Consider the following 22185-nt stretch of genomic DNA (forward strand, 5'->3'; position numbering starts at 1 on the left):
AGATGGATACGATGGAATTAATACTTCAACAAAAAATTGACAGCTTGCGATTCGAAATGATCAATCAAGCGGTAATCAATGGTAGTTTGACACATGAGAAAGTCGTATCCGTTAGTCAGTTGTTGGATAGATACATTGTGCTATATCAGAAACTTATTCTCAAAAAAGCAAAGTTGAAGCTCATTAGTTAAAGTTAGTTTTGCTCATCAGGAGCAGATTGTTCCTCAGCTGCAGCGACTTCATTTTTCGTTTCTTCATCTACAACTTCAGTTGCTTCTTCGGTTGCATCTGTAGTTACTTCTTCACTCACTTCTACCGCAGCACTTTCGCTTTCATTTTCGGTCGAAGCTGAATGGTCTCCTGCAAGTTGTTGAAGTGCCTCTAGTCTGCTGCTCAAGCTCTTAATTCTTTCATCAGCTTGGTTACTAGCTCCAGATAGTTGCTGCGCATGCCGGAGCAAGGTTTTTACTCTTTTAATTTCGGCTGTATGTGCCATCGTTATGTTGCCTCCCCATAGTCTGTGTTCGTTTTGGTACCGTACGAAATAAAATAATCAGTCATAGAAAAGTGTATACTTTTCCATGGTGTAGTACAAGGGAAATTAGCATTCAAATGGTAGAATATAGATAGCGTGGAAGCAAACCAATTCATGACTTGCTTCTTTCCTATTTTTGTAACCTAGCACGATGATCTGAAGGAGCAAATGGCATCCCCACATTCTTCCAAAAAAATGATTGCAAAGGATTCAAATCCGATGTAAGATACAAATATGTATAAAGCAAGCGCTTACAAACAATTGTATTAAACCGGTTTAATAAGGTGCCTGGGGAAAGTTAACATCTTATAAAGAGTAATCGCATACCCTAATGTGAAGCGCTTACATTTTTATTAAAACGGTTTAACTACATACATTTTAAATTTTTTTATTCTCTTATTAAACCGGTTTAAGGATATTCAGCCTTGGAGGTGAAGGGGACCGATTTCCAAGTAAGCGATAGGGAAAATTGAAGAACAAGTTTAACATTATGGAGGGGATTGGCTTGAAAAGAAGCAGTTTGTTTATTTGGATGATGATGTTGATATTCGCAGTTGTTTTTGCGGCATGTGAGAGTGATAGTGAACCACAAGCAAGTTCAGCAGTTAAAGAAACAACAGGTCCAGTTGCATCAGCGGCTACAAAAATAAACGGATTCAAAGAAGCCCCGATGTTAGCTAAGCTTGTGACTGCAGGATCTCTTAAGCCAGTGACGGATCGGCTGCCTGTTAAGGAAGATATTATGGTTGAGAAGGTAACGGATGAGATAGGAAAATACGGCGGCGACTGGAAAATGCCTTGGGCTGGTCCTAATGATCGCTGGACGGTTGGTGCACCGACCGAGGAGTCGCTTTTCCGTTTTAATAAGGATGGAAGTACGGTTGAGCCTAACGTTGCTAAAAGCTTTGAAGTGAATAAAGACTCAACGGAATTCACGATCCATTTGAGAAAAGGAATGAAATGGTCAGATGGTATGCCTTTTACAGCAGATGATGTCCTGTTCTATTGGGAACATATGCTAACGAAAGAAACGTTCGGTAAAAAGATTTATGATGCTTATTACTCCGTCGACCCTGTATCTGGAGAAAAGGCATTAGCACAGGTGACTAAAATTGATGATTATACGTTTAAAATTACTCATAAATATCCTAGCGTGCTATTTTTGGAGCGTGTTGCCATTGATAACAAATGGTTCTTTGCACCAGCACATTTCCAAAAAACGATCTTACCTGAGTTTGTAGGTGATGCGAAGGCGCTTGAAATTGCGAAGCAATGGGGCTTTGCAGATGTGAAATCTTTCTTGGTAGCAACGGGCTATTACGATTGGATTAATCCGCAGATCCCAAACTTAAGACCTTGGGTAGCTAAAAACGATCCGAATAGTGATCAATTTATTATGGAGCGTAATCCTTACTATTGGAAAGTGGATAGCGAAGGAAATCAACTGCCGTATATGGACCGTCTTGTGGCAACCAAAGTGCAGGATCCAGCACAAAGAGTTCTTGGCGCATTAGCTGGCGATTATAATCTGCTTGATTTTGATTTTAAAGATTTTACTGTATTGAAAGAAAATGAAAAGAAAGCAGCGTTCACTGTCACGCCTTGGACGCAAGCAGCATGGTCGAGTGCGGGTCTGCAATTCAATCAAACCATTGCCGATCCTAATCTGCGTAAGCTCTTCCAAGACATTAAATTTAGAGAAGCTGTTTCTGTAGCGGTCGACCGCAAAGAGATTTCAGAAATTGTTACGAACGGCTTAGGGGCTCCTCAACAAGCTTCCGTTCCGGAAGGCTTGGTTGGCTACCAAAAAGGCTGGGCCGATCAATGGAGTAAATTCGATCAAGCACGTGCAAATCAACTTCTGGATGAACTAGGTTTGACAAAACGTGATAAGAACAATTTCCGTTTAAACGCTGATGGTTCTGACCTGACGATTACGGTTATTGAGAATACGACGAATACGGCAACTTTCTTGGAATTAGTCAAAAAATATTATGAAAAAGTGGGTATCAAGGTAGATATCAAAGTTGTGGATGCCGGTACTCATAATGATCTTAAATACGCCAATAAGATTCCAGTAACGACAGAAAATATTTCGCTTGTTAATGTGGCTTTTAGACCGGATACGCTTGTACCATTGCGTGTATTAACACCATGGCTTGGAAATTACGGCTTGTATACATCATCCAATGGTAAAGACGGTGTTAAACCAGAAGGTGACATCGCGTTAATTTTGGATTACTGGAATAAAGTTAAATCGTCGACAACCAAGGAAGATATTACGAAGTGGAGCAATGAAATCATTAAACTTAATCAAAAGAATCAATGGCTAATTGGTTATGCAGGCCCAACGCCTAAGCTGATTGTTGCATCTAACAAGATCGGCAACGTGCCTAAGAATTTAATTTATGCAGATGAATTCCGCAGTTTAGGCCATGGCCATCCTTCTCAATTCTTTATCAAACAATAGGTCGTTGTTAGCTGCATACTGGGGAAAGTTAATTTCCCCAGTATGACTTTCAAAAGGATCATCGAATTAACCGGAGAGGACAGGATCGAGATGCTCCATTATATTTTAAGAAGAATCGTTATGGTGATACCCGTCGTTTTTGTTATATCGGTTATTGTCTTCTATATCATTCAGTTGCCTCCTGGTGACTATGTTTCATCGTATGCAGCGAAGATGTCCGCGGCGGGTGAGGTCATGACTCAAGCAGATATTGCTGAAATGAGAGCAGCCTTAAAGTTGGATCAACATTGGTTTATACAATATTTGGATTGGATGAAAAACATTTTCACCGATTTTAACTTCGGCTATTCGTTTAGCTATAACAAGCCTGTTTTGAGCGTGATATCGCAATTTATGGCGCTAACGCTGATCGTTTCTCTGGCTACGATGGTATTTACATACGCGGTGGCGATCCCCATCGGGATATATTGTGCAGTAAAGCAGTATTCCATCGGTGATTATATTTTCTCGGCATTCGGATTTCTTGGTATGGCCACGCCTCACTTTTTAATGGCGATCATTCTCATGTATCTGTCTTATGTGTATTTTGGTGATCCTTTACTAGGTTTATTTTCGAGTGAATACGCAAGTGCAGCATGGTCGATGGGGAAGGTTCTTGACTTGCTGAAGCATATGATTATCCCTATTATCGTTATTGGTTTGGCGAACACAGCAGAGCTCATTCGAGTCATGAGAGGGCAAATGCTGGACGAATTGAATAAGCCGAACGTGGTGACTGCACGGTCCAAAGGTTTATCGGAAACGAAAATATTACTTAAATACCCGACACGCGCTGCGCTCAATCCCATCGTAAGTACCCTTGGATGGTCACTAACGTCCATTTTTACAGGTTCGACGATTACGGCGATTGTTCTGAATTTGCCTATTCAAGGTCCCGTTATGTATAACGCATTATTAGCCCAAGATATGTATTTGGCAGGTACGTGGTTATTGTTTATGGCAGTGCTAACGGTTGTAGGTACATTGATTTCGGATATTTTGTTGGCATGGCTCGATCCCAAAATTCGCACTGCATTCAGAGGGGTGTGACGATGAAAACAATTGCAACAGTGGGCAAACAACTGGTAACCACCTTCAAGCGTCCGAAAAATAACGATGTCTATTACAGCTCGCAGTGGCGTCTCATATACCGCAGATTGAAAAAACATAAATTGGCTCGTGTCAGTTTAATCATTTTAGCTGTATTCTACATCGTAGCTCTCTTTGCTCAGTTCATAGCACCCTATAGTTTGGAAAGCTACGACAGCAAATATGTCAATGCGCCTCCTACAAAATTGAGTTTCAAGGATGCTGAGGGCAACTTCCATTTGAGACCATTTGTCAATGAACTGAAATCAGGCAGAGATCCTGTTACACTGCGGAAAAAATTTGTGCAGGACGAGAATGTCCGCCATCCTCTGCGTTTTTTTGTGAAAGGTGAAAGCTACAAATTTCTGGGCTTGATCCCAACGAGTACCCACCTTTTTGGCGTAGATGAACCTGGTCGTATCTTTATGTTCGGTACCGATGGGATGGGACGAGATTTACTATCACGCGTTGCCCTGGGCAGTCAAATTTCATTAAGTATCCCGCTCATTGGCGTGTTTATCAGCTTCGTCTTAGGCTTGTTCATCGGAGGCATATCCGGGTATTTCGGAGGATGGATTGACTCGGTTATTCAGCGGTTCATTGAAATCATTCGGTCATTTCCGACACTGCCTCTTTGGATGGCCTTATCTGCTGCCATACCTGCCCGGGTCCCCGTAGTGACCATGTATCTGTATATCGTCATTATCTTTGCGTTCATCGGTTGGACGGATTTAGCGAGGGTTGCGAGAGGAAAGTTCATCTCGTTAAAAAATGAAGAATATGTGCTTGCAGCCAAAATAGCAGGCGTCAGCGACGCTAAAATTATCATCAAACATCTTCTGCCTGGGTTTATTAGCTACTTGGTTGTTGCGACGACCCTAGCCATCCCGGGTATGATTCTGGGCGAGACGGCAATGAGCTTTCTAGGGCTCGGCATTCGTTCTCCTGCTACCAGTTGGGGTGTACTCCTTCAGGAGGCTCAGCAAATTGAGAATATTGCTTTGTATCCGTGGAAGTTAATCCCTCTCGGATTTGTCATTGTTACCGTATTAACGTTTAACTTTCTAGGCGACGGCTTGCGTGATGCAGCCGATCCATACAAGAAATAAACTAAGGTAAGGCGGGGAATGTCATGACATCCAAAGCTGTTATTGATTCACAATCCGAACTACCCCTATTGTCCGTTCAAGACCTCAAGATTCGTATTGAAATGGATAATGGGGAAATGAGGGCCGTAGATGGCGTTGATTTTGAAATAAAAAAAGGAAAAACACTTGGGCTTGTTGGCGAGTCTGGCTGTGGCAAAAGTTTAACCAGCAGAGCTATTATCAGTATTAATCCAAAAGAGTGTGAAACATCAGGTAAGATCGTGTATCACTCTACCTCGGAGAAGGAGTTAAACCAGCTAGATTTGCTGTCGCTGAATTCCCGCAGCAAGCAGATTCGCTCCATTCGTGGCCGTAAAATTGCGATGATTTTTCAGGAGCCGATGACGGCATTTTCACCGATGTATACCATTGGCAATCAGATCATGGAATCCATCCTCATCCACCGTACCAAGGATAAAAAAGAAGCGAAAAAAATTGCGCTTGAAATGTTAAGTAAAGTGGGTATTTCGGATGAAGCGAAAAGATTTGACCAGTATCCGCATGAATTTTCGGGTGGGATGCGTCAGCGCGCGATGATCTCCATGGCCTTATCCTGCAATCCGGAATTGTTAATCGCCGATGAGCCCACGACTGCGCTCGATGTAACCATTCAAGCGCAAGTGATGGAGCTTATGAAGGGTCTTCAAAAAGAGTTTGGCATGGCGATTTTGCTTGTCACGCATGATCTAGGCATCATTGCAGAGATGTGTGATGAAGTAGCTGTCATGTATTTAGGGAAGATTGTCGAGCAATCGACCGTAGGCGAAATTTTTAAAAATCCCAAACACCCCTATACAAAAGGCTTGCTCAACTCGATGCCTAAGTTAGCTGGCAACAGAAATAAACGGTTAGAATCGATCGAAGGTACCGTTCCGATGCCAATCAATATGCCTCCCATGTGCGGATTCTATGATCGGTGCAAGGATCGAATTGAAGGGGTATGCAACAAACAAGCTGTTCCCAAAACGCGAATATCCGATAACCATATGGTTAGATGTTTCCTTTACACGAATGAAGGTGAGGAGAGTACATATGTCTAAACCTATTTTGAAAGTAAACCATCTAATCAAAAATTTTGAAGTGAAAGACAAAAACAAGTTGTTTAGTAAGCCTACTTCGGTTCGTGTTTTGAACGACGTTACTTTCGAGCTTATGGAGGGAGAAACGCTAAGTATAGTTGGTGAATCGGGCTGCGGGAAAACAACGCTAGGCCGTTGTATCGTAAGGGGTATGAATGCTTCTTCTGGGGAAGTGATTTACCATACGGAAGGCGATGAGCAAGTTGATTTTCTAGGGCTTCGGGGAAAAGAATTTAAGAAATTCAGAAAAGATATTCAGATGATCTTTCAGGATCCTTATTCTTCATTGAGTCCGAGAATGAGTGTGTATGACATTATTTCTGAGCCGCTGCTCGCCAACTTTAAGCTAACCAAAGCGGAGCTGGATGAGAAAGTGACTTTAATCGCAGAAAAAACAGGTTTGAATGTCAGCTACCTTAAACGTTATCCGCATGCCTTCTCCGGAGGGCAAAGACAGCGTATCGCGATTGCGAGGGCACTTATTTCTCAGCCTCGACTCATCGTCTGCGATGAAGCCGTGTCAGCCCTGGATGTTTCGATCAAAGCCCAAATTATTAACTTGTTAAAAGACTTGCAGCAGCAGCTTCAGATTACGTATATATTCATCTCGCACGATTTATCTATCGTACAAAACATTTCTGACCGTGTGGCGGTTATGCACTTGGGACGGATTGTCGAGTTAGCACCTGTGGATGCGCTATTTCAATCGCCTAAGCATCCCTACACAGAGGCGCTCCTGTCGGCCGTACCTGAGCCTGACCCGGATTATAAGAAGGACCGAATCATTCTGGAAGGTGAAGTACCGAATCCAGCCAATCCTCCGAGCGGGTGTCATTTCCATCCTAGGTGTATGTATAAGACCGAAAAATGTGTAAAGGAAGAACCAAAGCTGCAGGAATTAGGGAACAAACATTACGCAGCTTGTCATTATGCTGACCAATTAAATTTAAGAGGTGTCGTACATGAGTAAACCAACAACGAAAGATCATATAGCGATTGACCCAAATGCGAAGAAACTGATTGTTTTCCTGGATTGTGGAGATACCATCATTGATGAAGGAACCGAAATTAGAGATGAGCATGATATTGTGATTAAAGCTGATCTGATTCCAGGGGCAGATGTGATGGTGAAGACGCTTGCCGAACGTGGCTATATACTTGCTCTTGTAGCCGACGGGAGAGCGCAATCGTTCAAGAACATGTTAACGGACCATGGCTTGTATGATTATTTTACCACGATGATTTATTCAGAAACGATTAAAGATTCAAAACCGAGTCCTCGTATGTTTAAAGCAGCCATGGGTGCGTTAGAACTCACTGAGCAGGATTGCTCACGAATTGTCATGGTAGGTAACAATTTAAGCCGAGATGTGAAAGGCGCTAATCAAATGGGGATCACGAGCATCTTCTTGAGCTGGACGACTAGATATCCGAAAGTGCATGAAGACGAAAGTCAAAAGCCTGCCTATACAATCAGCAATCCGGTAGATTTAATTGACTTAGTCGAGAAGCTTAATGCACAATTGGCATAAATGGACATTGTAACGAAGGGATGTATACCCGAACATGGCAAAAATTGATGATGTTGCAAGGCTAGCGAGAGTCTCAAAAGGGACAGTTTCCAATGTCTTTAGCCAAAAAAGACCAACAAGCAACGAAGTCAGAGAACGTGTGATGAGTGTTTCTAGACAATTGAATTATGTCCCTAATCATACTGCGCGAAGCTTGGTTACCAAGAAAACGATGGCGATTGGGCTAACCATACCGCATGGCAGCTTCTTCTTTAGCGCATTTCATACGCAGTTTATCAACGGGGTCATTCTGGAAGCGGCTTATTATGGGTATAGGGTTCTGCTAGATATTATTCCTGTACATGAGGTGAAAACACCGTTTTTAACGAGTTATCCGATAGATGGTGCTGTCGTTATGAGGCCTACAGCCAATGATGAGCGTATCAACCTCATGCACATGGGACAGATCCCTTTTGTTACGGTTGGTCACGTGATGAATGAGAATATTGAGCGCTCTACTAGCGTTGATAATGATAATGTACAGATGATGTTTAATATTTGCGAGTACTTAATTGGCAAAGGCCATAAAGATATCATGTTTTTGAATGCGAATGAGCATATGACCGTATCGATTGATCGAAAAGCTAGCTTCATTCATGCCATGAAAGAACATGGGCTTGAGGTAGAGGAACACATGATTCATCATAAGCCTCCTGAGCTGAACTCGAGTGAATACATGGATTATGGCTATGAAGAGACGATCACTAGTATTGGGAAGATGAACAAAAAGGTAACCGCGATTATTGCGGATGATGACCGCACTGCCTTCAGTGTTCTTAATGCCATTAAGGATCTTAATCTTAGTGTACCTGGGGATGTCTCTATCTTTGTGATATGCGGAGATAACTCGATGATGGTGCAATCGAACCCGTCTTTGACTAGCATGGATTTGCAGCCATCCGAATTAGGTGCACAATCTGTCCGATTGTTAATGCATCAATTAGGTGTTCTGCAAGGAGAATACGAGGAAAATATCATTGTTGAAGGCAAAATTATAGAACGAAATTCGGTTTCGACGATTGATCATGAGGAAGATCTCAAATAGGGGAGCGAACATGATGAGTAATAAACAATGGAACGTAGGCATTATTGGCCTTGGCGGTATCGGCGATTACCATATGAACAATCTCGCGAAAATTACCAATACAAGGGTTGCTGCCATCTGTGATGTGAATGCGATAGCAGTGGAACAGGTCGGAGATCGACTGAATTTGCCAGCAGAGAAGCGATACACGGATTATCAAGCGATTATTGCCGATCCTGACATCGACTTCATTATTTCCGGTGTCTCCAATAAATTCCATTGTGATATCCTGAAAGTGGCGATTGCATGCGGCAAACCCATCTTTTCAGAGAAGCCATTTACCCGAACCATGGAAGAGGCGGATGAATTAGTACGGTTGTATGAAGCAAATCCGATACCTTGCATGATCGGGTTCTCGTATCGGTATAGACCTTGCTTTCAATACGTGAAGCAGCTCGTTACGGACGGCGCTTTAGGCCGGATCCGGCATATTGCTGCGCATTACTTACAAGAGGAAAACGCCCCTATGTTTAATAAGGAATACACGTGGCGATTCAATAAAGCCATGGCGGGATCCGGCATATTAGCGGATATAGGCTCCCATATGGTGGATGCGGCGCGCTTTTTCGTAGGCGAATTTATGCAGGTCTCAGGAATGATGAGCACGTTTACGGATCGCAGATTGGATAAGCGGACTGGGGAGTACGCTGAAGTCGATGTGGATGACTTTACAGGCTTCCAATGCGTATTAGAAGGCGGCGTGATGGGGTCATTTTATACCCATAAAAATGCGATTGGCACGGGTAATCAATTCAACGTTACCTTGTTTGGCGATTTGGGCACGGTTCGAATGTCAGTCGAAAAACCGAATGAAGTTCATTTGACGCTCAGATCTGGCGAAAATCTACAATTGACCGAGTCCGTCATTCACTTGGATGCGAAATCGGTGAAGCCGATGCTGCAGGATTTTGTAGATTATTTGGAGCAAAGGCACTCTCCTTCGCTTCCGACGATTATCGATGGATACCGTAACCAACAAGTACTGCAAGCGATCATAGACTCAGCGCAAGACGGCGTAACGAGAAGCTTATAAATTCATTCGAATAGTATAAGGGAGGGCTCGTATGATCAGAGTAACGATTTGGAATGAATTCCTTCAGGAGCAAAGAAAAGCTGAGGTAGCGCGGATCTATCCCAAAGGCATGCACGGAGCTATTGCTGATGGAATAAGCCAAGATGGCTTTGAGATTAGTTGTGCAACCTTCAATGAACCTGAGCATGGGTTAACCCAAGAAAAGCTGGATCAGACGGATGTCCTTATTTATTGGGGACACGTTGAGCATAAGGGCTTTCAGGATAACGTCGTTGACCGCATTTGTAAACGTGTACATGAGGGTATGGGACTTATCGTACTTCACTCAGGTCATCATTCCAAATTGTTCCGCAAATTGATGGGCACTTCCTGCGATCTGCTATGGAGAGAAGCGGATGAGAAAGAGCGACTGTGGGTCATGGATCCATCCCATCCAATCGTAGAAGGGATAGGACCTTATATCGATTTGCAAGAGGAGGAAATGTACGGAGAACATTTCGATATTCCTACACCAGAGGAATTGATCCTTGTCAGTTGGTTTCAGGGGGGAGAAGTGTTCCGCAGCGGATGCACCTATCGTCGCGGCCAAGGGAAAATCTTTTATTTCCGTCCTGGTCACGAGACGTATCCTACCTACCACAACAAAGATGTGCAGCGCGTCATTGCTAATGCTGTGAAATGGACAGCCCCAATTCTAAGGGAAAAGACGTTTTACGGGCATCACATGCCGCTTGAGGAGATCAAGAAGTGAGCGGCCAGCTTATTGCAGATACAAGCTTCTTTCAAGGTGAAAGAAGCTGTTTGGCTTGCAAATTCAGTCACATACATGGCATGGAATTCGCAACTATGATTCTTAATTGAGGTGAGATTTAATGAAGCCATATCCATTACTAACTGCTCATACGGGGTGTATGGGCACACCAGATAATAGTATGCTTTCCATAGAAACAGCGATCCATAGCGGGGCCGATATTGTGGAAGAAGACATCCTGATAACGTCAGATGGAGTCCTTGTGCTTTCTCACGACGACAATGTTTACGCCGCAGATAGAACGGAATATAGGATTTCCCAGATGAGCTATGCAGAACTGAGTCAGTTGGATATTAAAGCCCATAACGGGGCACCTGGTGAGACCATTCGGATCTTATCCTTAGAGTCGGTTCTGCCGATCTTGCGGGCATCAGGTAAGACAATGAATCTGGACATCAAATCGGATGCCTGCATTGAGCCTGTTTCCAGATTCGCCCAAGAAAATGGATTAATCGAGCAGGTCATTCTTAGCGGATGTGAGACCTTGCGGGCCCAAACTGTTAACCGTACGAATCCACGCTTACGCAAGCTGCTGAACGTGGATACGTCCTTATTTCTAGCGCTAAATGAGAGGGAAGCTGCTCGCATTAGTTGCGAGGACGCCTTGAGCGCGAATTGCTTCGGTCTCAACGTAAACTACCGTGTTGTAGGGCCAGAGCTCCTTCAGGCAGCAGCCCGTCATAAGCTGGATATCTACATTTGGACGGTAAATACAGAAGATGAGATGAAGCACTTTATGGAGATGGGTGTGCAATCGATCACTTCTCGAAATATTTCGGCTTTGGTGCAAGTAAGGAAGGGAGCTAGAGGATGAATTCAAAGCGAACAGCTCATATCATTTCCCATACCCATTGGGACCGAGAATGGTATTTACCTTATGAAAAACATCATGTGCGTCTCGTCAAACTCGTGGATGAGCTGCTGAATAAGCTGGACCAAGATCCGAAATATCGCAGTTTTTTCATGGACGGACAAACGATCATTCTTGAGGATTATCTGCAGGTCAGGCCTGATCAGAAGGAGCGATTGTCCCAACTTATTCTTTACGGACGGATTTTGATCGGTCCTTGGTATATCCTGCAGGATGCCTTCTTAACCAGCGGAGAGGCCAACGTAAGAAATATGCAGATTGGGCACCAAGATGCGATGAAGTATGGACCTGTTTCGAAAATCGGCTATTTTCCCGATACCTTTGGTCTGGTAGGTCAGACGCCGCAATTGATGAAGCAATTCGGGATTACGAATGTTTTCTTTGGTCGTGGTGTTAAGCCAACGGGCTTTAACAATACCGTGTCTGATAGTGATTACGAATCTTCCTTCTCGGAATTGATTTGGGAAGGACCGGATGGTTCTCAGGTGCTCGGCATTTTGTTTGCCAACTGGTATAACAATGGATGGGAAATTCCTGTTGATCGCGAAGAGGCGAAGATCTACTGGGAGCAGAAACTGGCGGATGCGGAAAAATACGCGTCGATGGGTGAATTGCTCTTCATGAATGGTTGCGACCATCAGCCCATCCAGTTGGATTTGCCCGAAGCACTTCAAGTCGCGCGCGAGCTTTATCCAGATACAACCTTTATTCATTCCAATTTTATTGATTATTTGCAAGCTGTTGAGCGTTCCTTGAACCATGAGCTTTCCATTGTAAAAGGTGAGCTCCGCAGCCAACGTACAGACGGTTGGAATACGCTCGTGAACACCGCTTCTGCCCGTATTTATTTGAAGCAAATGAACCAGGTAGGGCAAGCGATGTTGGAAAAAGTGGCGGAGCCTTTGGCCGCTCTGGCACATGTCCTTGGAGCCAAGGAGACATACCCGCATCATCTGTTCACCTATGCCTGGAAAACACTGATGCAAAACCATCCGCATGACAGCATTTGCGGATGCTCGATAGATGAAGTTCACCGAGAGATGGTGACGCGGTTTGAGAAAAGTCGGCATGTGGCAGAGGCCATCATCGACGAAAGCAAACGTGCCATTGCCGACATGATCGATACAACGGGTTTCGTCAATATGGGAGAAAATGCGCTGCCTTTCATCGTTATGAACACATCGGGTTGGGAACGCAGCGGTGTCGTAAGCATCGAGCTGGACGCCTTGCGCTTGTACTTCCGTGACGGTTACACGCCTGAAGAAGCAAGCCAGGTCATCCAAGCCGTGGATCTTTCAGGTATGACGCTGATGGATGAACATGCGAACGTCATGGCATGCACAATGCAAGATCTCGGACTGCAATTTGGTTACGATTTGCCGGATGATAAGTTCCGTCAGCCCTACATGTGCCGCAAAGTGAAGCTTACCTTTGAAGCGGAGCATGTTCCAGCATTAGGGCTGAAAGCATATGCATGGGTCAAACGTGAAGCGGAAATACCAGCCTCCTCGTTGCTAGTGGGAGACCGCGTGCTGGAAAATGAGGCATTGAAGATTGAAGTTTGCGCGAACGGTTCATTCAACTTAACTGACAAGATGAACGGACGTGTCTATCGGGATTTAGGCGTCTATGAGAATTCAGGGGATATCGGCAATGAATATATGTATAAACAGCCGGATGGCGAAACGCCGCGAACGACCCATGGGGTGGCTGCGCAAATTCGGGTGTTAAAAGATACGCCGTACCAAGCATCCATTGAAATTGTACACGATTGGGAAGTGCCTGCATCAGCAGACGCTATGCTGGAAGAAGAACAGCGCAACTTGAGCTACTTCGGTACGCGAAAGGCACAGCGTTCGACGCACATGGTGCCTGTGCAGATTCGCACGGTTATCAGCTTGAGCCGCAGGGGGCAGGGGGTAGAGATAACAGCTACCTTTAACAACCAAGCGAAGGACCATCGTTTGCGGATGCTCTTCCCAACAGATTTGAACACAGAGGTTCACCGCGTTGACACGATGTTTGAAGTCCCGCAGAGGGACAATCAACCGGCTGCCGAATGGCAAAACCCCAGCAACACGCAGCATCAGCAGGCATTCGTTGACCTCAGTGAGGCTGGGGCAGGCTTGGTTGTCGCCAATGTAGGACTGAACGAATACGAGGTTTTGCGTGATGGCCGCAATACGGTTGCCATTACGCTGCTTCGAGCTGTTGGAGAACTTGGCGACTGGGGCTTGTTCCCAACGCCAGAAGCACAATGTCTGGGGGAACACGCTGTCCGTATGACAGTCATTCCCCATTATGGGGATGGTATTCAGTCTGGCGCTTATGCAGGGGCCTATCAGTTCCAAATTCCATGGACATCCTGCCAGACAGATAACCACGCTGGAAGGATTTCACCTTCGTTTGCCCCATTCCAGTGGGAAGGCCGTGAGTTGGCGTTCTCCTCTATGAAAATAAAAGAAGGAACGGATGAGCTCCTGCTGCGCTGGTACAACATGAGTGTTCAAAAGGCTAGCTTGCAGCTTAGTTCTCATATTTCTTACAACGAGTTCTACAGAAGTTCAATCATGGAAGAGCACGGTTCGCGCATGGAGGCTGAATCTAATGACCAAATTAATCTATCGGTGGAACCTTGTGAAATTGTGACGATCGGGATTCATCGATAATTGATAGATATCGGAGGAGAGAACAGTGAGGCAACTAGAGAAAATATATGTTGTTTTTAAGACTCACGTAGACTTGGGTTTTACGGACTTGGCCAGCAACGTCATCTCCCAATATAGAGAAGAGATGATGAACGACGTTCTAGCTGTCTGTGAAGACACGATGAAGGATGGCCCTGATCATCATTATGTGTGGACACTGCCTGCATGGATGCTGAAAGAATGTCTGGATACGCCTGATGCGGGTAGAAAGGAAAGAATGGAAGCCTTGATTACGAACGGACAATTGCGTTGGCATGGGCTTCCCTTTACGACACATACGGAGTTTTGCGGCACGGAGGAGTACATTAGAGGGTTATATATCTCGGAAAAGCTCCGTGATCAATATGGACACACGGCTATTTCCGCCAAAATGACGGACGTACCCGGCCATACGTGGATGCTGCCTACCCTATTGAAAAATGCAGGCATTGAATTTCTGCATTTAGGCGTAAATGCTTGTTCTTCACCGGTCGATTTACCTCGGCTGTTTCATTGGGAAGGTCCGGATGGCAGCAGGGTCTTAACCTATTATTCCAAGGGGGCATATGGCACAGACCTGACACCGCCTGATGATTGGCCTTATCCCATTTGGATAGCACTGCTGCAAACCCAGGATAACTATGGTCCACAAGATAGCACAGTGGTGCAGGACTTGTTGGATGAGATTGCGAACAAGTATCCAGATACCGAGGTAAAAATTGGGACTATGGATGATTTTGCACGCGATTTTGTGGCCAGAGATTATCAGGACATACCTGTGATTCGTAAGGATTTGGCCGATACCTGGATTCATGGGATTGGTACCTATCCAGAAGAAGTGTCCCGTGTACGGAAAATGCGCTCGGATATAGCAACACGTGAGAGCTTATCGACGCTCGAGCTGCTGCAAGGGTTTTGTGGCAATGATCACAGGAATGCCATCGCAGAGGCTTATGAACACACGCTGCTATTCGGCGAACATACGTGGGGAATTGATATTAAATCGAATTTATTGCCTGGCCGCAACAGCCAGCGCGCTTTTGGGAAGGCTGCGATTCAGAAAGACCGCGCTATGTTTCCAGATTCCTATCGCAAGACAGAAGCTTCTTGGGCCGAACAGAAAAGCTACGTAGATCAAGCAGAGAAATCGTTAAGCGAAGTTCAACCTTTTACAGCCATAGATTCGAATGTCATTGGTGTGTATAACCCGCTTGCTTGGGAACGTCAGAACGCGAAGATCACGCTTGATCATCATAAGCACGGTATACTTACAGATAGAGAAACGAAGGAATCCTATTCCGTTAATGAAACAGGCGAGGCCTATATTGGTGAATTGGGGCCAATGGGGTATCGGACTTTTGACTATGCGGAGAGCCTGGATGATGTTCATACAGATGCCATCGCGGTGAAGGACGTAGAGAACGCGATTTTGGAAAACGATGCGATACGCATCGTGGTCAGCACACAGTCAGGCTGTGTGAGTAGCTTTTATGACAAGCAGAATCAGAAGGAATGGGCCATAAATGGAAGGTTCGCTCAATACGAATACGATGTTTACGGGAAAGAGGAGATTCTGGATTTTGTCAAAGCATACAGCTATGATCTAACGGATTGGTATGTGAACGATTTCGGCAAACCTGGTTATCCTAGAATCGATCATAAGCGATATGGGCTGCATCTTGCAGATGTTAAGATCTCCAATGGCGCAAGCTGGGGCAGCATTGAAATCAGCTTCACGACGCCAAATGAAAGCTATGAGGAGTTTGGAAATGGCGAAGGGATCCGCTTATTGATTCGTTTGGAAGCTGGTCAACCGTTTGCCGATATGCAAGTGGCAGTTGATCGTAAAGCATCTACTGCGTATGCCGAGAGTGGGCATTTCACATTTGCCTTGAACGCAGATCATCCGGCGTATCGTTTTCAGAAATTAGGCAGTGTTGTCAATCCGCTTGCCGATATTGAGAAAGGTGCGAATACTCGCCTTCACTGCGCTAGTCAATGGGTTGATGTACAGGATGAACAAGTGGGACTGGCGATTATCCCCTTCGATACACCTTTATTTTCCATTGGTGAAAAGGGGATTTATCAATATTCGAAAGTGTACGTACCCGAGCAGCCCATTCTGCATTTTAACTTATTTAACAATCAATGGGGGACGAATTTCCCACAATGGATTAGCGGTAGTTTCCAATACACATTCCGAATTGTAGCTCATGTTGGGGATTGGAAGGCAGGACGCATACAGCAGCAAGCTGTTGAAGCATGCATCCCGCCTCAGGTGACCGTAGGTTGGAATCCTGCAGGACCGAACACATATGAGTTTCTGAAAGAAGGCGTAGAGGGGATCCATATGTTATCCTTCAAAAAAGCAGAGCAAGGTGACGCGTACATCTTACGATTCCAAAACCTGCTCGATATGCGCTTGGCGGTGAAGATTCCCTTCACGGAGTCGATTGCGAATGTGAAGGAATGTGATCTGGTCGAACGTACCAAGGAAACGAGCGTAGAGTTTAGTAGTGATCATCTCGCTGTGACTATGAATCCTTTCGAAATTAAAACGATGAAGCTTTGGTTTGCTTGAAGCGATGACAAATAAACAGACAGCTGGCATGCAGCTGTCTGTTTATTTACGATGAAGCCAAACATCGCAGCGTGCTTCTAATGAAACACAGCTGTTGCCAGCAACGCCATTCATGATACACACAACCCGGAGGGGGGAATTGGATGCTCGAATGAGAGATGTACCCTACCTGTTGCGGAAATTGTACGTGGGATACCGCAATTGTACCTATCCATGTCGGAGAAACATCCTTACAATGAGCATAAGAAAGCGTAACCATAATGGGGGAATTACTCGTATGAATGACATGAAGCTATGGTTTAATCGTCCAGCCTCGAACTGGTCACAAGGATTGCCTATCGGGAATGGAAGATTGGGTGCGATGATCTACGGCGGTGTGGAACATGAAACCTGGAGCCTAACAGAACTGACCTATTGGTCAGGGAAGTCGGAAGCAATTCCAGGTCAATCCAACACGAGAGAAGATCTAGATCACATGCGGGAGCATTTTTTTGCCGGGGATTATAAGCGGGGAGATGAGTTGGCGAAGCAGTCCCTACAGCCTAAGAAAGGCAACTTCGGTACGAATATATCGATGTGTGATGTGCAACTAGATTTTGACGATTATGGCGATGAGTTGCTACGAGAGCTAGATCTTCAGAGTGCTTGCACGCGAACAGTTTACACATCCAGCGGGTATAAACGAACAAGAGAGGTCTGGGCTTCGCATCCAGAGGGAATCATCGCCTCACGTATATCTAGCGAACATTCTGGCGCCATTTCACTCACGCTGCGCATTGTCGGAAGAACAGATCGGTTTACTGCAACATTAATCGATAAGGATACGTTAGTTTTTGTGGGGCAAGCAACGGAAAGCATGCATAGTGACGGGGACTGCGGTGTATGCTGCCACGGGGTGTTGAAAGTCATCACGGTTGGTGGCAGCGTGTCCGCAGATGCAGGTCAAATCAGGATTGATCACGCAGATGACGTGGTCATCTATTTGGCAGCGAATACCGATTACGGCAGAAGCGATGATGCGTGGATGTTAACGTCGGTGCACCAAATCGAGAATGCGATAGCCAAAGGGTATGGGCAATTGAAAGAGGACCACGTGGCGGATTATCGTCGTTTGTACGACAGAGTTAACCTCGATTTAGGCGTAACGAGTCCATCTATTTTACCAACGGATGAACGCATACAGCTGTTCCTCGAGGGACAGGATGATGATCCGCACTTATTTGCTCTATTTTATCAATATGGTCGCTATCTGACGATTGCTGGGGCCAGGTCTGACTCTCCGCTGCCGCTCAATCTGCAGGGGATTTGGAACGATGGCGAAGCCAATCGTATGCAATGGAGCTGCGACTATCATCTCGATATTAACACCCAAATGAATTATTTTCCGACGGAAGTAAGCAATTTGGCGGAATGCCATCTTCCCTTAATGAGATACATCGAGCAATTAGCGGAGAGTGGTAGAGCGGCAGCGCAACATTTCTATGGCTGCGAGGGATGGGTTGCCCATGTATTTAGCAATGCCTGGGGATTCGCATCACCTGGCTGGGAAACGTCGTGGGGGCTGAACGTAACGGGAGGCTTGTGGATTGCCACACATCTTCGCGAGCACTATGAATATGGTCTCGATCCTTCGTTTCTGGCAGAGACGGCGTATCCAGTGCTGAAAGAAGCGGCTGCCTTTTTCCTCGACTATATGACGCTTCATCCGAAGTATGGCTGGTTGGTGACGGGCCCGTCGAATTCACCTGAGAACAGTTTCTATGTGGATGATCCGCAGAGAAGCGAGTATCAATTGTCCATGGGCTCCACGCTGGATCAGGTGCTGGTTCGCGATTTGTTCGTATTTTGCTTAGAAGCGTCAGAGCATTTGCAGGTGGATGTAGAATTACAACAGAAGCTGAAACAAGCCATCGCTTTGTTGCCGCCGTTGATGATTGGACGAAGAGGACAGCTGCAAGAGTGGCTGGAGGATTACGAAGAGGCACAGCCTGACCATCGTCATTTTGCTCATCTATTCTGCTTATACCCCGGTAATCAGGTTACGCCTGAAGGTACACCAGAGCTCAGCACGGCAGCAGAGGTGACTTTGGTCAATCGGATGAATCGAGAAATGTTAGAGGACGTTGAGTTTACATTAGCCGCGTTCGCAGCGAATTTCGCCAGATTGCATGATGGCGAGAATGCTTACAAGCATCTCACGCATTTAATAGGTCATTTGTGTTTTGACAATTTATTAACCTACTCCAAGGCAGGGATCGCTGGGGCTGAAACGAATATATTTGTGATAGATGGTAATTTTGGCGGTACAGCGGCTATTGCTGAAATGCTGCTGCAAAGTCATGCAGGCGGCATTCACCTGCTGCCAGCACTTCCTGCCAAGTGGCAGACGGGCAAGGTCACGGGTTTGCGAGCAAAAGGCAATGCAGAGGTGGATGTAACTTGGGCAAACGGCGAGTTGGTCGAGGCGACCATACGCTCATTCTCAGCAGTTCGTATGTTTCTGCGTTACCGAGGTAGCAAGATTGAGATCGTTCTGGAGCCCAACTGCACGTACCACATCGACGGTAGTTTGAACATAAAACGAATCTAAATATCAAGTAGACCAGGCAGCTACAGTCCATATAAGCGTAGTTGCCTTTCCTTTGTTTATTCAGAAAACGACATGGTATAATGAAATACACTTTAGATAGCGCTTACAAAATGGGGGGGATAGGGTTCATGCCGAAGTTCTCGCGGTTATTCCGTAAATTTCTGATCTCCTATATCATAATCTTGGTTATTCCGAGCATTGCCGGATATATGTCATATCGTACAGCGATTGCGGTGACGCAATCTGTATCCATTGAGAATAACGTGACACAACTTCGGAAGAGTCAGGATATTTTGGAGCGGAGAATGGCTGAGGTAGAGGGTTTCACGAGGCAATTGGCTCTGAATCAAGAGTTAAGCGTGCTTATGAATGAGAAGGGAATGGATGAGAAGGTCAATCTGTATGGCATTTGGAAAGTCAATAATGATATTAAAGCATTTAGCCAGACCAATGATTTCTTACAGCAATTTTTTATCTATTTAAATAATTACAACGTTCTCCTAACGCCGGCATCTTCCTATTTTCAACCTGAACGTTACTATCAGTCCTTCCACTATAAGGACTTACCCGCAGATGAATGGAAACGAACATTATTAGAGCAAACGCACAATAGGGAAATCATACCGCTGAAACCCTTTATCACGAATGGTGCGCAAACCTCTGTGATTACGTATATACAATCGCTCCCGTTAGACAGCTTTAGTGGAGCTGCACGCGCAACAGTCGTTGTTCTCATTGACGAGAAAGTCATTTCCAGTCTCTTCTCGGACCTTAAGGATCAATATGGCGGTTGGTCTCACATTAGTGATGCCCAAGGACACACGATAAGCTTGCTTGGTATAAATGAAATGGACGCGGCGAAGCTAGCCTCAGATAATAGCTTTGATCAATCGAAAGCGAGTCAATTCTATAACGATGATTTGGTCATTACGATTCGTTCCAAAACCACAGGTTGGGTATATCGAGCGGGGATCCCTAGACATGTATTAATGGAGAATGCGAATAAAATCAAATACATTACGTGGTCTGTGACAAGTGCAGCTCTTGTGATGGGATTGTTGGTGGGACTGTGGCAAGCTTACCGAAATAGTTCCCCGATGCATAGGCTGCTAAATGTGATGAAAGAACAGTTTGGCAAAGATGCTGCTGTGGGACGCAATGAGTATGACTTTCTACAGGGCAATATCTCGAACATGATTTCTAACAATAAGCGGCTCGAAAATGAATTGAACCGGCAGCTTCCTTTAATCAGGGATGCCTTCTTGAAAAGGCTTATCGCAGGCGAATTTCGATCACTCGAAGAGATAGCAGCAGCTGCCGAACAAGCGAATACGGGGTTACAAGCCGATACGGGTTACACAGGTATTTTGCAAATCAAAGGGTACTCCGGCATGGATAACGTCGACATTCTGAACGAGTTAAGTGCGGCTCGACTGATTATGAAACAGACGCTGCACGATCTTGGGTGGCTTGTCCATATGACGGATCTAGGTGCCGATCGGGTTGTGGTCATCTTTGAAGGGATTGCGTCTGGTGAAGACACCGAGACAGCGAATAAAGAGGTTGAGCGAATTCTAAATGAGCTTGCCGAGTTTTTATTTATGGAATATAAAATTACAATCATCGCAGCGATGGGCAATCCATTTGCCACGGTTATGGAGGTCAGCCACACCTACGAGCAGGCTACTCAGGCATTAGAGTATGCCCTGCACATGAATCGCAAAGGTGTCTTGTGGTTCTCCAATGCCCGGTTGGAAAGTGACACCTATTATTATCCGCTGGACATTGAACTGCGCTTGATTAGCACGATTAGAGCTGGGGATCTTGATGAAGCCAGACGAATACTGGACGCGATCATTGCCCAAAACATTGAAAATCGTGAACTGTCCATCGAAATGAAGTATCAGCTTGTCGGAGAGCTGAAAGGCACTTTCCTGAAATTGCTTTATCAGAAAACCTTCCAGGAGTCTGATATTTTCGAGTTAGTTAAAAATCGTGTTGCTGACATTCAGGCCAATGAAGAAATGGAATCGATTCGGCAAGATATCGATGGCATTATGGCATCCTTATGCGGGTTAATTGCCAATAAAAAGAACGATAATCACAATAAAACCGTGGAGCAAGTGATGATGTATATCGCTGAGATGTACAGTGATCCTGATCTTAATTTATACCGCGTGGCAGAAAAGATGGAACGTCCGGAGAAATATATCTCCAACCTGTTCAAAGAGGTAACAGGGAAGAATTTATCGGATCATCTGGAACAGGTGAGAATGGACCAAGCGGCCAATTTGTTAAAAGGGGATACGTACACGGTAGACGAAATTGCTGCGCGTGTCGGATACAACAGCTCGCATTCTTTCCGCAGAGCGTTCAAGCGAGTGCTCGGTGTTTCGCCAAGTTCGTATCGGCAGTCTACAACGGAATGATGATAGAGAAGCTAAGCGGCTTAATGCGCTTAGCTTCTTTGCTGCCTTCTGCGGTCTGCAGGAGGGAGTTAGTCGGAAAAAGCGACTAACTCGGTCAGTAAAGCGGCCGGCAGAAGGGAGTTAGTCGGAAAAAGCGACTAATTCGGTCAGTAAAGCGGCCGGCAGAAG

Annotated in this window: 16 protein-coding genes; 15 read left to right on the forward strand and 1 reads right to left on the reverse strand. The window is 45.2% G+C overall.

The annotated features are described in order from the left end of the window. Positions 1-11: 11 nt before the first annotated feature. Positions 12-191, forward strand: coding sequence for an aspartyl-phosphate phosphatase Spo0E family protein (locus tag ACSQ8P_RS06230; RefSeq protein ID WP_436234399.1), 180 nt, complete (start codon positions 12-14; stop codon positions 189-191). Between the two features lie 2 nt (positions 192-193). Here the strand turns inward: ACSQ8P_RS06230 and ACSQ8P_RS06235 are convergent, their stop codons facing one another. After that, positions 194-496 (reverse strand): hypothetical protein, encoded by a 303-nt coding sequence (locus ACSQ8P_RS06235; protein WP_436234400.1) that lies wholly within the window; start codon positions 494-496, stop codon positions 194-196. A gap of 544 nt (positions 497-1040) precedes the next feature. On the opposite strand from ACSQ8P_RS06235, the gene ACSQ8P_RS06240 reads away from it, so the two are divergent. From ACSQ8P_RS06240 to ACSQ8P_RS06305, 14 genes are all read left to right on the forward strand, one after another. Then, a complete protein-coding gene (locus tag ACSQ8P_RS06240) occupies positions 1041-3005 on the forward strand; it encodes an ABC transporter substrate-binding protein (RefSeq protein ID WP_436234401.1) in 1965 nt (654 codons plus the stop codon). A gap of 42 nt (positions 3006-3047) precedes the next feature. After that, positions 3048-4094: an ABC transporter permease gene (locus ACSQ8P_RS06245; RefSeq protein WP_436234402.1), complete on the forward strand. Its 1047-nt coding sequence runs from the start codon at positions 3048-3050 to the stop codon at positions 4092-4094. A 2-nt stretch (positions 4095-4096) separates the two neighbouring features. Continuing rightward, complete coding sequence (locus ACSQ8P_RS06250) at positions 4097-5242, forward strand: ABC transporter permease (protein WP_436234403.1); 1146 nt, start codon at positions 4097-4099, stop codon at positions 5240-5242. Positions 5243-5265: 23 nt separating this feature from the next. Next, complete coding sequence (locus ACSQ8P_RS06255; RefSeq protein WP_436234404.1) at positions 5266-6321, forward strand: ABC transporter ATP-binding protein; 1056 nt, start codon at positions 5266-5268, stop codon at positions 6319-6321. Beyond that, on the forward strand, positions 6314-7330 hold the full coding sequence (locus ACSQ8P_RS06260) for an ABC transporter ATP-binding protein (protein ID WP_436234405.1): 1017 nt from the start codon (positions 6314-6316) through the stop codon (positions 7328-7330). The genes ACSQ8P_RS06255 and ACSQ8P_RS06260 overlap by 8 nt, the downstream gene beginning before the upstream one ends. Continuing rightward, positions 7323-7892 carry an HAD family hydrolase gene (locus ACSQ8P_RS06265; protein WP_436234406.1) on the forward strand — a complete coding sequence of 190 codons (570 nt, stop codon included), beginning with the start codon at positions 7323-7325 and terminating at the stop codon, positions 7890-7892. The genes ACSQ8P_RS06260 and ACSQ8P_RS06265 overlap by 8 nt, the downstream gene beginning before the upstream one ends. A 34-nt stretch (positions 7893-7926) precedes the next feature. Next, positions 7927-8976, forward strand: coding sequence for a LacI family DNA-binding transcriptional regulator (locus ACSQ8P_RS06270; protein ID WP_436234407.1), 1050 nt, complete (start codon positions 7927-7929; stop codon positions 8974-8976). A 10-nt stretch (positions 8977-8986) separates the two neighbouring features. Beyond that, positions 8987-10048 carry a Gfo/Idh/MocA family protein gene (locus ACSQ8P_RS06275; protein ID WP_436234408.1) on the forward strand — a complete coding sequence of 354 codons (1062 nt, stop codon included), beginning with the start codon at positions 8987-8989 and terminating at the stop codon, positions 10046-10048. 31 nt (positions 10049-10079) lie between these two features. After that, the gene (locus ACSQ8P_RS06280) at positions 10080-10799 is read left to right on the forward strand and encodes a ThuA domain-containing protein (RefSeq protein ID WP_436234409.1); all 720 of its coding nucleotides are present in this window, start codon (positions 10080-10082) and stop codon (positions 10797-10799) included. 121 nt (positions 10800-10920) lie between these two features. Next, positions 10921-11673 (forward strand): glycerophosphodiester phosphodiesterase, encoded by a 753-nt coding sequence (locus tag ACSQ8P_RS06285; protein ID WP_436234410.1) that lies wholly within the window; start codon positions 10921-10923, stop codon positions 11671-11673. Beyond that, positions 11670-14399 carry an alpha-mannosidase gene (locus ACSQ8P_RS06290; RefSeq protein ID WP_436234411.1) on the forward strand — a complete coding sequence of 910 codons (2730 nt, stop codon included), beginning with the start codon at positions 11670-11672 and terminating at the stop codon, positions 14397-14399. The genes ACSQ8P_RS06285 and ACSQ8P_RS06290 overlap by 4 nt, the downstream gene beginning before the upstream one ends. 25 nt (positions 14400-14424) lie before the next feature. After that, positions 14425-16998, forward strand: coding sequence for a glycosyl hydrolase-related protein (locus ACSQ8P_RS06295; protein ID WP_436234412.1), 2574 nt, complete (start codon positions 14425-14427; stop codon positions 16996-16998). A gap of 277 nt (positions 16999-17275) precedes the next feature. Beyond that, positions 17276-19588 (forward strand): glycoside hydrolase family 95 protein, encoded by a 2313-nt coding sequence (locus ACSQ8P_RS06300; protein WP_436234413.1) that lies wholly within the window; start codon positions 17276-17278, stop codon positions 19586-19588. 128 nt (positions 19589-19716) lie between these two features. After that, positions 19717-22017, forward strand: a complete 2301-nt coding sequence (locus tag ACSQ8P_RS06305) for a helix-turn-helix domain-containing protein (RefSeq protein ID WP_436234414.1) — start codon at positions 19717-19719, stop codon at positions 22015-22017. The last annotated feature ends 168 nt before the right edge of the window (positions 22018-22185 follow it).

Source organism: Paenibacillus sp. LjRoot153, from assembly GCF_964253085.1.
In the GTDB taxonomy this organism is placed as follows: domain Bacteria; phylum Bacillota; class Bacilli; order Paenibacillales; family NBRC-103111; genus Paenibacillus_E.